Origin of the sequence: Mixta sp. BE291 (assembly GCF_031457955.1) — a bacterium.
In the GTDB taxonomy this organism is placed as follows: domain Bacteria; phylum Pseudomonadota; class Gammaproteobacteria; order Enterobacterales; family Enterobacteriaceae; genus Mixta.
Window position 1 is genome coordinate 416,109 of the sequence record NZ_JAVDXN010000002.1, and the last position, 13,724, is coordinate 429,832.

Sequence of the window (13,724 nt, forward strand, 5' to 3'; positions counted from 1 at the left end):
TTTGATATTGATGGAGGTAAACATGAGCTTTCAACTGGCATTACCGGGCATCAGTCTGCACGGCTATGAGGCGATTGCCGATATGGCGCGGCTGCTGACGCAAAAAAACTGGGGCAAGGCGCTGATCGTTACCGATGCGCAGCTGGCGGAGCTGGGTTTAACCCGCAGCCTGACCGAAAGCCTTGAGCAGCAGGCGATTCCTTACGCCCTGTTTACCGGCGTCGCGCCGAACCCTACCGAAGAGCAGGTGCAGGCGGGCATCGCCGCCTTTCGTGAGCATCAATGCGATTTTCTGATCGCGTTTGGCGGCGGCAGCCCGATTGATACTGCTAAAGCGATTAAAATCCTTACCGCTAATCCCGGCCGCGCGGTGGATTACGCAGGCGTGGGTAACGTGCGCCAGCCCGGCGTGCCGCTGGTGGCGATTAATACCACCGCCGGTACCGCAGCGGAAGCCACCAGCAATGCGGTGATCACCGATAGCGCCCGGCAGATTAAGCAGGTGATTATTGACAGCCATTTGATTCCCGATATTGCCGTTGACGATCCGGCAGTAATGCTGGGGATCCCGCCCGATGTCACTGCCGCCACCGGCATGGATGCGCTGACGCACGCGCTGGAGGCTTATGTTTCGCTGGGCGCGCATGTGCTGACCGACCCGTCGGCGCTGGAAGCGATCGTCTTAATCCGCCGCTGGCTGCCGGTGGCGGTTGCGCAGGGGCAAAATCGCGAGGCGCGCGAGATGATGGCCTGCGCGCAATATTTGGCGGGCATGGCGTTTAACAGCGCGGGCCTGGGCCTGGTGCATGCGCTGGCCCATCAGCCGGGCGCGACGCATAACCTTCCGCACGGCGTCTGCAACGCGATTCTGCTGCCGATTGTCGCCGCCTTTAACCGCCCCGCCTGCGTGGCGCGCTTTGCCCGCATTGCGGTTGCGCTGGGCGTCGATACCTCGGCAATGGATGAAGAGGCCGCCAGCCATGCCGCGATTCAGGCGCTGCGTCAATTGGCCGGGCAGGTAGGCATTCCTTCCGGCTTCCGCCAGTTGGGCATTACAGAGAGCGATATTGAGGGCTGGCTGGATAAGGCGCTGGCGGATCCCTGCGCGCCAGCTAATCCCCGTACCGCCACGCGCGAGCAGGTACGGGAACTCTATCTTCAGGCGCTGTAAAGGCTACAGGGCGCGAAAGGCGATGTCGCCAGGGATCACTTCTCCCTGCCAGTAAAGCTCCGACGCCACCGCGCCCGCCAGCTGGCGATAGAGGTCGGCAAATTCGCTTTCCGGTCGGCGGATCACCGTAGGCTGACCGGCATCAAGATCTTCACGTAGCGTAATATGCAGCGGCAGCTGGCCCAGCAGGCGGGTATGGTATTTTTCCGCCAGCATCTCCGCCCCGCCGCTGCCGAAAATCGCTTCGAGATGGCCGCAGTTGCTGCAAATATGCATGCTCATGTTTTCCACCACGCCCAGCACCGGCACCTCAACTTTTTCAAACATCACAATGCCTTTGCGCGCATCGATCAAGGCCACATCCTGCGGCGTTGTCACCACTAGCGCGCCGGTGACCGGCACGTTTTGCGCCAGCGTCAGCTGAATGTCACCGGTGCCCGGCGGCATATCCAGAATCAGATAATCCAGCTGCGGCCACAGCGTTTCATTCAGCAGCTGCATCAGCGCTTTACTGGCCATCGGGCCGCGCCACACCATGGCGTTATCTTCAGTAACCAGATAGCCAATCGAGTTGGTCGCCAGGCCATGCACCATAATCGGCGCCATATGGGTGCCGTCCGGCGACGAAGGACGCTGATCTTCAGTGCCCAGCATTGTCGGCACCGATGGACCATAAATATCAGCGTCAAGAATGCCGACCCGGCTGCCTTCCGCCGCCAGCGCCAGCGCCATATTGACCGCCGTGCTTGATTTACCCACGCCGCCTTTACCTGAGCTTACGGCAATAATATTTTTCACACCGTTAACGCCCGGCTGGTTTTTTACCCGCTTCAGGGTGGCGATATCATGGCTTAAGCGCCAGTCAATCGCCTGCGCGCCGGTAATCCGCAGCAGATCGGCGCTGGTTTGCTCTTGTAACGCTTCAAAGCCGCTGCCCCAGGCAAACGGCATTTTGATTTCTATATGCAGCGTGTCGTCCATTAGCGCGACATGGTGCAGCGCCTTCAGCGTGGTGAGATTATGCTTCAGCGTCGGATGTGTAAAAGTGGTTAATACGCCTGCGGTCATGGCGCGCAGCGTGTCGGGCGAAAAAGCCCCCTGGGAGCGTGAACTCATCCCTTCTCCTTGTGCTTCAGGTTGTTTTATGTCCGGCTTATCGCCTGTCTTAATAACCGGTGTTTTCCGGGCATAAGGTGATGTCTCTAAGCATACCAGAAGCCCATGCAAAGCGTATTTGACTGACAACAGGCAAAATCCCTTTGTTTACGGCAGGTCGGGCTTTCGGTTACCATCTAAAGCCCTTTTTAACCAGAAGAAATAATTCCCGCTATGACTCAAGTCGCGAAAAAAATAATGGTAACGTGCGCCCTGCCGTACGCTAACGGCCCTATCCATCTCGGCCATATGCTGGAGCACATCCAGGCTGATATTTGGGTTCGTTACCAACGAATGCGCGGCAATCAGGTTTGGTTCATTTGTGCCGATGACGCGCACGGCACCCCGATTATGCTGAAAGCGCAGCAGATGGGAATCACGCCTGAGCAGATGATTGCTGAGATGAGTCAGGCGCATCAGAAAGATTTTGCTGGCTTTAACATCAGCTACGATAACTATCACTCGACGCACAGCGATGAGAACCGCGAGCTGTCGGAGCTGATCTATACCCGTCTGAAAGAGAACGGGTTTATTAAAAATCGTACCATTTCCCAGCTGTTCGACCCGGAAAAAGGCATGTTCCTGCCGGATCGCTTTGTTAAAGGCACCTGCCCGAAATGTAAAGCCACGGATCAGTATGGCGATAACTGCGAAGTGTGCGGCTCAACCTATAGCCCAACTGAGCTGATCGATCCGAAATCAGTGGTTTCCGGCGCGACGCCGGTGATGCGTGATTCTGAGCATTTCTTCTTCGATCTGCCTTCTTTCAGCGAAATGCTTCAGGCCTGGACCCGCTCCGGCGCGCTGCAGGAGCAGGTAGCGAACAAGATGCAGGAGTGGTTTGAATCGGGTCTGCAGCAGTGGGATATCTCGCGCGATGCCCCTTACTTCGGCTTTGAAATTCCTGGCGCGCCGGGCAAATATTTCTACGTCTGGCTGGATGCGCCTATCGGCTATATGGGCTCGTTCAAAAACCTGTGCGATAAGCGCGGCGATCTGAATTTTGACGAGTACTGGCAGAAAGATTCCACTACCGAGCTGTATCACTTTATCGGTAAGGATATTGTCTATTTCCATAGCCTGTTCTGGCCAGCGATGCTGGAAGGCAGCAATTTCCGTAAGCCGAACAATCTGTTTGTGCATGGCTACGTGACGGTAAACGGCGCCAAGATGTCCAAATCGCGCGGCACCTTTATCAAGGCCAGCACCTGGCTTGAGCATATGGATGCCGACAGCCTGCGCTATTACTATGCAGCCAAGCTCTCTTCACGCATCGATGATATCGACCTGAATCTGGAAGATTTCGTGCAGCGCGTTAATGCCGATATCGTGAATAAAGTGGTTAACCTGGCTTCGCGCAACGCTGGCTTTATCGCCAAACGTTTCGGCGGCAAGCTGGCGGACCATCTGGCTGACCCGGCGCTGTATCAAACCTTTACCGATGCCGCAGAAAGCATCGGCGACGCCTGGCTTAGCCGTGAGTATGGCCGCGCGATCCGGGAAATCATGGCGCTGGCCGATGTAGCTAACCGCTATGTTGATGAGCAGGCGCCGTGGGTGGTGGCGAAGCAGGAAGGCCGCGATGCCGATCTGCAGGCAATCTGCACCATGGGCATTAACCTGTTCCGCGTGCTGATGACCTGGCTGAAGCCGGTGCTGCCTTCTTTAAGCGAGCGGGTTGAAGGTTTCCTGAAAACCGAACTGCAATGGGATGCTATCGCCACACCGCTGCTGGATCATGAAGTTGCACCGTTTAAAGCGCTTTACAGCCGTATTGAGATGCCGAAAGTTAACGGTTTAATTGAAGCGTCGAAGGAAGATGCCGCTGCCGCAGCCAAACCAGCGGCAACCGGCCCGCTGGCGGACGATCCGATTGCGGATACCATTACCATTGATGACTTTGCCAAAGTCGATATGCGCGTAGCGCTGATCAAAACCGCTGAGCTGGTTGAAGGTTCCGATAAACTGCTGCGCCTGGTGCTGGATGTGGGCGGAGAAACGCGTCAGATTTTCTCTGGTATTCGCGCCGCCTACCCGGATCCTTCGGTGCTGGTTGGGCGTCATACCATTATTGTGGCTAACCTGGCGCCACGTAAAATGCGCTTTGGCGTATCGGAAGGTATGGTGCTGTCAGCAGGGCCGGGCGGTAAGGATCTGTTTATCCTTGGCGCAGACGGTGCCCAGCCAGGCATGCCGGTGAAATAATCGCCTGTAAAGTAAGGTGAAATAATTGCCTGTAAAATAATTTTCCCGCCCATCCTGAGATGGGCGTTTTTTTGTTTTTTAGACTTTTTTGTTTTGCTATATTAATAAATGCACTAAACAGAACTTATCTAATAACAACGCTACATTATCGCACCAGAGTAGCAAATTTAGCTAACAACTAATTTTTCAGTTGGTTTTTCAATTAGTAAACACCTTACAAAGATTAACCTAATTAATCGCTTATACAGGAAGAGAACGATATATTATGGTACAAAATATCTCTAGTAATTCTAATATTACCAATATAAACACTCATCATTTTGACAAAGTAAAAAAAGAACATATTACGGCCCTGGCTAAAGAAATAAAAAAAGTCACAAATAGCCACAAACAAATAACAACCAGCCGCGGAACAACCGGAAAATTTGAAGTAACACTTCATAATGACCGTAGCTTAAAAAATGTTTCTCAACAGCTAGCTCACTGCGTAATTCAAGCCGAAAACGGCCGCAAAAAAATACAATCCGAAGAATATAAAACACACTACAATGAAAACAAAGCAAAATTAAAAAAACTGGAAAAATTATCTTTAAAAGCCAGCAAACTCAAAGGAAAAATAGATAAGCAATTAGCAAAATATTATCAGGATAATCGAGAAGCCGCCAGGATATGGAAAGAAAATAACGACTCTAAGCTATTACAAAGAGAGAACGCTAAGAAGGCGCAAAGACGAGAAGATGCCCGTAAAGGCGTTTTTCCAGGAGGCATGGTAAAATAACCACCAGGCAAAATGATAGCGCGTTTTTATAAATCTTTTTCGCGCCACCAGCACGACACATTGACTTCAGGCCGCCTGATCCTACAGGCAAAACACGCTGTTGTTCACCCGTGTTCAACCCCAGGCGGCAGTACGCTTTTCTGTATAAATCAGCAAGAAAAAATGACAATAAAGAAATCTGGAAAGAAAAGCGTAAATTTCCCAGAAAAAACGTTATACGTTGCGGCGATTGTTCCCGCAGCCCCCTCTGATCTGCCCGCTCGATAACCAGCAGGCTTAATGCAACGAAAAATGTGAACGGTAGCACGTATCGGGGTTTCAGCGTATGCTTATTGGCGCTAACCACAGGAGTCTGCCATGTCAGCTGTGCTGTCTGCCTGCTGGCGCTATCTGCGCGCCTTCATCATTATCTATCTCTGCCTTTACGCCGGTATTGGCATCGCTTCCCTACTGCCTATCGTGATCCCCGGCAGTATTATTGGCATGCTGATCCTCTTTCTACTGCTGGGATTCCAGATTGTTCCGGTAAACTGGGTAAAACCCGGCTGCTATCTGATTATCCGCTATATGGCGCTGCTGTTTGTGCCGATCAGCGTCGGCGTAATGAACTACACCGATGTGCTTAGCGCCCAGTTCGGCCCGATTATGGTTTCCTGCGTAGTCAGCACCATGCTGGTATTAATCATCGTCGGTTACAGCTCGCACCGCCTGCACAGTAAACCCATCGTTGGGGACAATAAAAATGAGTGATATCTGGTGGTCGCTGCCGCTGACGCTCGCGGTGTTCTTTTCCGCCCGCAGGCTGGCGGCGCGGGTAAAAATTTCCCTGTTTAATCCGCTGCTGATCTCAATGGCGGTGATTATCCCCTTGCTGTTGCTGATCAATATGCCTTACGCGCGTTACTTTCAGGGCAGCGAAATCCTTAACAGCCTGTTGCAACCGTCGGTGGTGGCGCTGGCCTTGCCGCTCTATGAGCAAATCCATCAGATTCGCGCGCGCTGGAAATCCATTATCGGCGTCTGCTTTATCGGCAGCATTACCGCCATGGTTTCCGGCACCGCTATCGCTCTGTGGCTGGGCGCAACGCCGGAAATCGCCGCCACCATTATGCCAAAATCGGTTACCACGCCGATTGCGATGGCGGTTTCCGCCTCGCTGCATGGCATCCCGGCCATTAGCGCTATCTGCGTGCTGATCGCGGGCGTGCTGGGCGCGGTGTTCGGCCATATGCTGCTGAATCTGATGCGCATTAAAACCAAAGCCTCACGCGGGCTGGCCATCGGCAACGCTTCTCATGCGCTGGGCACGGCGCGCTGTGCCGAAATGGATTATCAGGAAGGGGCGTTCAGCTCGCTGGCGCTGGTGCTGTGCGGCATCATTACGTCTTTAATGGCACCGTTCCTTTTTCCGCTGCTGCTGGCGCTTTTTGGTTAAAAGTTGCGAGAGATCGCGCAAATTGTCATTTCATTTCACGCATTGCATTGCCGTAGCGACACAGATCACATATAACCCGTTGTCGGTGCTTTACAATTTTGGGATATCCCTTTTATAAGAGGCATGCAATGCATCCACGTTTTCGCCCGGCCTTTGCCGACTTAGCGGCTGAACTTCAGACCGCGCTGCTCCCCATGCTTGATGCGGAGGATTTTGCCGCTTTTTTTACGCCCGACCAGGTCAATGATTTATGCCAGCAAAGCGGCCTGGACGCCGACGCTTTAGCGCTGGCGCTATTGCCGTTGGCGGCCGCCTGTGCCGTTACGCCGCTGTCACAGTTTAATGTCGGAGCCGTCGCGCGCGGCATCAGCGGCCACTGGTATCTGGGTGCCAATATGGAATTCAGCGGCGCCACCATGCAGCAGACGGTACATGCTGAACAGAGCGCGGTCACCCACGCCTGGCTGCGTGGCGAAAGCAGCCTGCAAACCATTACCGTAAACTACACGCCCTGCGGCCACTGCCGCCAGTTTATGAACGAGCTGAATAGCGGCACGGCGCTGCGCATTAGTTTGCCAGGCCGCCCGGTCGCCACGCTGGGCGATTATCTGCCGGACTCGTTTGGCCCGCGTGATTTGCACATTTCCACGCTGGTCATGGATAAGGTCGATCATGGCTATGCCGCGTCAGGCGATGCGTTGGCACAGGCAGCCATCGCCGCCGCCAATCGCAGCCACGCCCCTTACAGCCAGGCGCACAGCGGCGTCGCGCTGGAAAGCGCCAGCGGCGCAATCTATCATGGCGGCTATATCGAAAACGCTGCCTTTAACCCCAGCCTGCCCCCACTGCAGGCGGCGCTGATTCTGCTGAATATGCAGGGTGAAAGCTGTCAGCAGATTGTGCGTGCCGTGCTGGCGGAACATGCCGATGCGCGACTACAGCAGCAGCCTGCCACTGCCGCCACCCTTCAGGCGCTGGGCTGCGCAACACTGCACACCGTCACGCTACAAAAAGCGTAACGTCCGCCGGAAAGTGTCAGCTTTTGTGGTCGAAAGCCAACAAAAGCTGTACTTCTGCGAGAATTTTCTTAGGATCGTGGCATCCCTTATCGTGATAAAAACACTGGCCACTTCCAGAGAGAACGTGCCTGCAACCGGAGCAAACACTGCATGGAACTCGATTACGAGAGTAAACGTCCGCTTTATATTCCCTACGCTGGTCCCATTCTGCTGGAATTTCCGCTACTGAACAAAGGCAGCGCCTTTACGATTGAGGAGCGCAACGACTTTAACCTTAATGGCCTGCTGCCGGAAACCGTGGAAACCATCGAGGAACAGGCGGAGCGCGCCTGGCGCCAGTTCCAGGATTTTAAAAACAATAACGATAAGCACGTCTACCTGCGCAATATTCAGGACACCAACGAAACGCTGTTCTATCGTCTGCTGGACAATCATCTGGAAGAGATGATGCCGATTATTTACACCCCAACGGTGGGTGCCGCCTGCGAACACTTTTCGGAAATCTATCGTCGCGCCCGCGGTTTGTTTATCTCCTATCCGAATCGCGCCAGCATTGAAGATATGCTGCAAAACGCCACCAAACAGAATGTAAAAGTGATCGTGGTCACCGACGGCGAGCGCATTCTGGGCCTTGGCGATCAGGGCATCGGCGGCATGGGCATTCCTATCGGTAAACTGTCGCTCTATACCGCCTGCGGCGGCATCAGCCCGGCTTACACCCTGCCGGTGGTGCTGGATGTCGGCACCAACAATCCGCAACTGCTGAACGATCCGCTTTATATGGGCTGGCGTCATCCGCGTATCACCGGCGAAGAGTACGATCGCTTTGTCGATGAGTTTATTCAGGCGGTGCGCAGCCGCTGGCCGAACGTGCTGTTGCAGTTCGAAGATTTTGCCCAAAAGAATGCGATGCCGCTGCTGGAGCGCTATCGCGATCAGCTCTGCTGCTTTAATGATGATATTCAGGGCACCGCCTCGGTGACGCTGGGCACGCTGATCGCCGCCAGCCGCGCAGCCGGTAATCGCCTGCGCGATCAAAACGTGGTGTTCCTCGGCGCGGGTTCGGCAGGCTGCGGCATCGCCGAGCAGATTATCGCCCAGATGAAATCGGAAGGCTTAAGCGATGAAGAAGCGCGCGCCAAAGTCTTTATGGTGGATCGTTTTGGTCTGCTGACCGATAAACTGCCCAACCTGCTGAGTTTCCAGAGCAAGCTGGTGCAGAAAAGCGAAAACCTCAGCGACTGGGATCTCGCCAGCGATTCCATCTCACTGATGGACGTGGTGCGCAATGCCAAACCGGATATTTTGATTGGCGTATCGGGCCAGCCAGGCCTGTTCAGCGAAGAAATCATCCGCGAGATGCATAAACACTGTGCGCGCCCTATCGTGATGCCGCTCTCCAACCCGACGTCACGCGTTGAGGCAACGCCGGCCGATCTGCTGAGCTGGACCGACGGCGCGGCGCTGGTCGCTACCGGCAGCCCGTTTGCGCCGGTCACCTGGCAGGGCAAAACCTATCCGATCGCCCAGTGCAACAACTCCTATATCTTCCCGGGCGTGGGCCTTGGGGTGATCGCCTCCGGCGCAACGCGCGTAACTGACAGCATGCTGATGGCGGCCAGCCGCGCGCTGGCGGACTGCTCGCCGCTGGTGAACGAAGGCGAAGGCCCGGTGCTGCCGGAAATTAAAGATATCCAGGGCGTATCGAAAGTGATCGCGATGGCGGTCGGTAAGGCGGCGCAGCTGGCCGGCGTGGCGGTGGTTACCTCAGAAGATGTGCTTTCCAAAGCCATCGCGAATAACTTCTGGATGCCGCAGTACCGCAACTATCGTCGTACCTCGATTTAAACCGCGGCCTCTCCGCCCACAGCGTGGCGGAGATTGGCTAAAAAAGCCGCGCCTGACCGGCGCGCGCTTGCTTCGCGTTAACGCCTCAAGTAGCCTTGAAGCATTCTTTCCGCCCCATCCAGAGCAACGCCGAACATGTTGAAACGCATGACATATGGTCTGATTATCATTCTGCTGTTGATGATCCTGACCGCGCTCGGCCTCGACCGCTGGATCGCCTGGAAAACGGCACCGTGGATTTATGACGATCTGACCTCGCTGCCGCATCGTCAGGTGGGCGTGGTGCTTGGCACCGCCAAATATTATCGTACCGGCGTGCTCAATCAGTATTACCATTACCGCATTCAGGGCGCGCTGAACGCCTACAACAGCGGCAAAGTTAACTATCTGCTGCTGAGCGGCGATAATGCGCTGCAGAGCTACAACGAGCCCATGACCATGCGCCGCGATCTGATCGCCGCTGGCGTCAACCCAACCGATATCGTGCTGGATTATGCTGGGTTCCGTACCCTGGATTCGATTGTGCGCACCCGCAAGGTGTTTGATACCAACGATTTTATTATTATCACCCAGCGCTTCCACTGCGAGCGCGCGCTGTTTATCGCTTTGCATATGGGCATTCAGGCACAGTGTTACGCGGTGCCTTCGCCGAAAAATATGCTGACGGTACGCGCACGCGAAGTGGCCGCCCGCCTCGGTGCGCTGGTCGATCTCTATATCATGAAGCGCGAGCCGCGCTTCCTCGGCCCGCTGGTGCCGATCCCGGCGGTACATGAAGTGCCGCAGGACGCGCAAAGCTATCCGGCAGTCACGCCGGAACAGCTATTGGAGCTGGAGCAAAAGCGCTAGCGGAACGCCGAGCGCGCGCTTGTTTTTCGGCTAAATCTCTGTCAGAACCAGCGCTGATGGGGATAAAGCGAAACGCGAATATTAAACAGATGCACCATAGCCGCGAAGGTTTCCGGATGCGTAAGCGCCAGCTTCTCCAGCTTTTTCAACAGGTTATTCAGCTCATCCAGTAGCTCCGGATGCGGCTGGGTAGCCAGCTGACGCATTTTGCGGCGCAAATACAGGCTCAGCTCATGAAACATCTGGGCGCTATAAATTTGATGCTGCTGTAATTCGCTGTGATAACGCGCATAGAAGTCATAACAGTTGGCGCCGATCCAGGTTTCAGCAATCAGATCCCCCGCCGCATTCAGTTCCGCATCGGGATCGAGACGTTTGCGCGGCAGAATAATATTCACCCGATCGAGCATACGCATAATAAAATGCTGACGCATCAGCAGTGAGGATGCATTTCGCTCTACCGCTTTAACAAATCCCAGCAAATCCCTTACTCCCAGGGTAACCGCTCGTTTGGCTATCCACGACGGCCGCTTGTTTCTGATCAGCGCCGACAAGGTTACAGCGATAATGATCCCGGTCAGGGTGGAGACGCCCGCATTCAGCGTCACAATCATATTGGGCACATAGTGATGGCTAAGCCCAATAAACCCAGGCAGCTGAATCGCGACGCTAAGCCCAATCAAATTGGTCGCGGGCCGCACCAGCATCAGGCCAAGGATAAAGAGTCCTGGAAACAGGCAGATGATCAGCGCCTGTAGCGTATTGGCTTGCGGTATCAGCAGCGCGATATAAAACAGGCTAATCACTAACGCCATTATCACGCCTTTCATAAACAGCCGCATGGGCACCAGCGGCGAATCGATACTGGCGAAGAAAGAGCTGGTGATAGCGGCCATCAACGGCGCATTGGCGCCATCCGCCCAGCCGCTGCCGATCCAGAACAGCGAAGAAAGGAATGTCGCCATAAACGCCGTCAATGCCGAAAGCAGCAGCAGCCCCCGGTCGGTATGCCGCACGTTGGCGCTGCTGGGGGATAATACGGCATCGCTGCCGCTGTAGAGATCGGCGGCGCGCGCGGTCACATTGTGCCAGGCGTCGCCAATACGAACAAAATTCGCCAGCCGCTCCAGCAGCCCGGTAAACAGCAAAATTTCTTCGGTGGAGATATGCCCTGCCCGCCACGCCTCCTGCAGCGAGGTCTGACACTCTGACAGCAGAGCTTGAATCACCGCCGTATCGCGTGAGACATCAAAGTTAAGCCATAAAAGAAAGTGCTGAAAAACATGCGCCACGCTGGGGGGAAAAGGAATTTTCAGGTCGGCCAGCAGCGTGAGCCGGGTTTCAATGGCGGTCAGCGTCGGCAGCAGATAAGTCAGGTGCTTGTACTGTACGCTCACCAGCCGAATCACATTGCGCGCGGCTTCGCCTTCGTAGATGCAATGGGTCAGCAGCGTTTCCACGTTCAGCGGGTAGTTCGCCATACCAATCAGGATATCTTCCCGCTCGGGCGAGCGCCGCCCGGTAGTATGGGTGATCAAATCGTTGCAGAGTTTCTGCGCCGTTTTATACCAGTTGCTTACGCTCTGGCTGAGCAGATGGTGCATCGGAACCGGTAATATCAGCCGGTGGATCAGCGAACTACAGATGATACCGAGCGTAATCTCTTCAAGACGCGAGATCACCGTGCCGGTAATGGCATAGGGCGAGCTGACCTCGGGGAAGCCCATAATGGCCGCGCTGTACCCGGCGAGCATAAAGATATAGCTTTTCGGGGTGCGGTCTTTCAGTGACAGATAGAGACAAATCGCCACCCACAACGAGACGCTAAAGCTGAAAAACAGCGGCGACTGCACCGTTTCAGGATAGATCAGTAAAATAAACAGGCCGCCAAGCAGTGTGCCCAGCAGGCGGAAGATCGACTTTGACAGCGTCGAGGCGGCATAAAGCTGAGAGGTGACAAATACCGTGGTCACTGCCCAGACGGGTTTTTCAAAGTTAAGCAAAAGCGCAATGGATAAAGCGAGAAACGCGGCGAGAGAGGTTTTGCAGGAAAACAAAACCGCGCTGGTTGTAAACCACTTCATTTAGGGGGAGTACCGTAGCACCATTATGTGGCGGCTATTCTGGCAAAGAGCGGGAAAAGTTACTCTCATTAAAAATAGACAAATTGTTTCTACGCAGCAGCTAAAAATTTATCGATGAAAAGAGAAGCGGCGGTTTTCACCGCCGCCCGTTTACTTATTTTTTGCGTGAATATTTTAACGAGTCCAGCGCGACGGCGAAAATGATAATGCCGCCCTTGATAATGTACTGCCAGTAAGGGTTAACGCCGATATAGGTCAGCCCGTAGTTGATCACGGTAAAGATCAGTACCCCGGTCACCACGCCAGCCACGGTACCCACGCCGCCCGCGAAAGAGACGCCGCCCACCACGCACGCGGCGATGGCATCCAGCTCATACATAAAGCCGAGGTTATTGGTGGCGCTGCCGATACGGCCCGCTTCCAGCATCCCGCCGAAGGCATAGAACACGCCAGAGAGCGCATAAATCAGGATCAGGTTAAAAGGTACGTTAACGCCGGACACTTTTGCCGCTTCCGGGTTGCCGCCGATAGCGAAAATGTTTTTACCGAAGCGCGTTTTGTTCCACAGGATCCAAACAAACACGATGGCGATAATGGCGTAGAAGGTGATGTAGGAGAGTTTAAAATCACCAAAGCGCAGGAAGCCCTGGGCAAAGGTAGAGAAACCGGCATCAAACCCGGCGATCGGCGAGGCGCCCACGTAATCGTAATAGAGCGAGTTAATACCATAAACGATAATCATGGTGCCCAGCGTGGTGATAAACGGCGTCACCTTCAGGTAGGCGATAATCACGCCGTTAACCAGACCGATCAGGCCGCCAATTACGCAAACAATCAGGATCACCAGCGGAATCGGTAAGGTATCCATGCCGGGAAACACTTTATTGGCGTTTTCCATCGACTGCAGCAGCGTCGCCGCCACCACCGCCGCCAGCCCAACCTGACGTCCGGCGGAGAGGTCGGTGCCCTGGGTAACAATTAGGCCCGCCACGCCCAGCGCGATAATAATACGCACCGAGGACTGGGTCAGAATATTACTCAGGTTCATTAAGCTGAGAAAAGTGGGATCCTGGAAAATGATAATTGCCAGCAGCACCAGCAATACCACATAAATGCCGCCCTCTTTTAACCAGGTCAGCGCATTCTTTTTAGTTGTAGCTTTCATGGTAACAACCCTTAC

At 54.5% G+C, this 13,724-nt stretch carries 11 protein-coding genes; 8 read left to right on the top strand and 3 right to left on the bottom strand.

Features of this window, described 5'->3' with window-relative positions:
- The first annotated feature begins 22 nt into the window (after positions 1 to 22).
- Complete coding sequence (gene fucO, locus J2X14_RS07035; RefSeq protein ID WP_352410503.1) at positions 23 to 1,171, top strand: lactaldehyde reductase; 1,149 nt, start codon at positions 23 to 25, stop codon at positions 1,169 to 1,171.
- Positions 1,172 to 1,174: 3 nt separating this feature from the next.
- Here fucO and apbC read toward each other — a convergent pair whose 3' ends face one another.
- Positions 1,175 to 2,287 (bottom strand): iron-sulfur cluster carrier protein ApbC, encoded by a 1,113-nt coding sequence (gene apbC / locus J2X14_RS07040; protein ID WP_352410504.1) that lies wholly within the window; start codon positions 2,285 to 2,287, stop codon positions 1,175 to 1,177.
- A gap of 213 nt (positions 2,288 to 2,500) precedes the next feature.
- On the opposite strand from apbC, the gene metG reads away from it, so the two are divergent.
- The 7 genes from metG to sanA all read left to right on the top strand — a co-directional run bounded on the left by metG (position 2,501) and on the right by sanA (position 10,460).
- The gene (gene metG, locus J2X14_RS07045; RefSeq protein WP_352410505.1) at positions 2,501 to 4,531 is read left to right on the top strand and encodes a methionine--tRNA ligase; all 2,031 of its coding nucleotides are present in this window, start codon (positions 2,501 to 2,503) and stop codon (positions 4,529 to 4,531) included.
- A 265-nt stretch (positions 4,532 to 4,796) separates the two neighbouring features.
- Positions 4,797 to 5,309, top strand: a complete 513-nt coding sequence (locus J2X14_RS07050; protein WP_352410506.1) for a hypothetical protein — start codon at positions 4,797 to 4,799, stop codon at positions 5,307 to 5,309.
- Between the two features lie 357 nt (positions 5,310 to 5,666).
- Positions 5,667 to 6,059, top strand: a complete 393-nt coding sequence (locus J2X14_RS07055; RefSeq protein ID WP_352410507.1) for a CidA/LrgA family protein — start codon at positions 5,667 to 5,669, stop codon at positions 6,057 to 6,059.
- On the top strand, positions 6,052 to 6,744 hold the full coding sequence (locus J2X14_RS07060; protein ID WP_352410508.1) for a CidB/LrgB family autolysis modulator: 693 nt from the start codon (positions 6,052 to 6,054) through the stop codon (positions 6,742 to 6,744). The genes J2X14_RS07055 and J2X14_RS07060 overlap by 8 nt, the downstream gene beginning before the upstream one ends.
- 128 nt (positions 6,745 to 6,872) lie before the next feature.
- A complete protein-coding gene (cdd, locus tag J2X14_RS07065) occupies positions 6,873 to 7,763 on the top strand; it encodes a cytidine deaminase (protein WP_352410509.1) in 891 nt (296 codons plus the stop codon).
- 150 nt (positions 7,764 to 7,913) lie between these two features.
- Positions 7,914 to 9,611, top strand: a complete 1,698-nt coding sequence (locus J2X14_RS07070; RefSeq protein ID WP_352410510.1) for an NAD-dependent malic enzyme — start codon at positions 7,914 to 7,916, stop codon at positions 9,609 to 9,611.
- 135 nt (positions 9,612 to 9,746) lie between these two features.
- Positions 9,747 to 10,460, top strand: a complete 714-nt coding sequence (gene sanA, locus J2X14_RS07075; RefSeq protein WP_352410511.1) for an outer membrane permeability protein SanA — start codon at positions 9,747 to 9,749, stop codon at positions 10,458 to 10,460.
- Positions 10,461 to 10,501: 41 nt separating this feature from the next.
- Here sanA and J2X14_RS07080 read toward each other — a convergent pair whose 3' ends face one another.
- Together J2X14_RS07080 and mglC are read right to left on the bottom strand one after the other, a co-directional pair.
- Positions 10,502 to 12,544: an FUSC family protein gene (locus tag J2X14_RS07080; protein ID WP_352410512.1), complete on the bottom strand. Its 2,043-nt coding sequence runs from the start codon at positions 12,542 to 12,544 to the stop codon at positions 10,502 to 10,504.
- A gap of 154 nt (positions 12,545 to 12,698) precedes the next feature.
- The gene (gene mglC, locus J2X14_RS07085; RefSeq protein ID WP_352410513.1) at positions 12,699 to 13,709 is read right to left on the bottom strand and encodes a galactose/methyl galactoside ABC transporter permease MglC; all 1,011 of its coding nucleotides are present in this window, start codon (positions 13,707 to 13,709) and stop codon (positions 12,699 to 12,701) included.
- Positions 13,710 to 13,724 lie beyond the last annotated feature (15 nt).

What these genes read in the sequence shown, in the direction of transcription:
- J2X14_RS07050 (WP_352410506.1), top strand. Translation starts at nt 4,797, where the DNA reads ATGGTACAAAATATCTCTAGTAATTCTAATATTACCAATATAAACACT.
- J2X14_RS07060 (WP_352410508.1), top strand. Translation starts at nt 6,052, where the DNA reads ATGAGTGATATCTGGTGGTCGCTGCCGCTGACGCTCGCGGTGTTCTTT.
- cdd (WP_352410509.1), top strand. Translation starts at nt 6,873, where the DNA reads ATGCATCCACGTTTTCGCCCGGCCTTTGCCGACTTAGCGGCTGAACTT.
- mglC (WP_352410513.1), bottom strand. Translation starts at nt 13,709, where the DNA reads ATGAAAGCTACAACTAAAAAGAATGCGCTGACCTGGTTAAAAGAGGGC.
- sanA (WP_352410511.1), top strand. Translation starts at nt 9,747, where the DNA reads ATGTTGAAACGCATGACATATGGTCTGATTATCATTCTGCTGTTGATG.
- metG (WP_352410505.1), top strand. Translation starts at nt 2,501, where the DNA reads ATGACTCAAGTCGCGAAAAAAATAATGGTAACGTGCGCCCTGCCGTAC.
- J2X14_RS07080 (WP_352410512.1), bottom strand. Translation starts at nt 12,544, where the DNA reads ATGAAGTGGTTTACAACCAGCGCGGTTTTGTTTTCCTGCAAAACCTCT.
- J2X14_RS07070 (WP_352410510.1), top strand. Translation starts at nt 7,914, where the DNA reads ATGGAACTCGATTACGAGAGTAAACGTCCGCTTTATATTCCCTACGCT.
- fucO (WP_352410503.1), top strand. Translation starts at nt 23, where the DNA reads ATGAGCTTTCAACTGGCATTACCGGGCATCAGTCTGCACGGCTATGAG.
- J2X14_RS07055 (WP_352410507.1), top strand. Translation starts at nt 5,667, where the DNA reads ATGTCAGCTGTGCTGTCTGCCTGCTGGCGCTATCTGCGCGCCTTCATC.
- apbC (WP_352410504.1), bottom strand. Translation starts at nt 2,287, where the DNA reads ATGAGTTCACGCTCCCAGGGGGCTTTTTCGCCCGACACGCTGCGCGCC.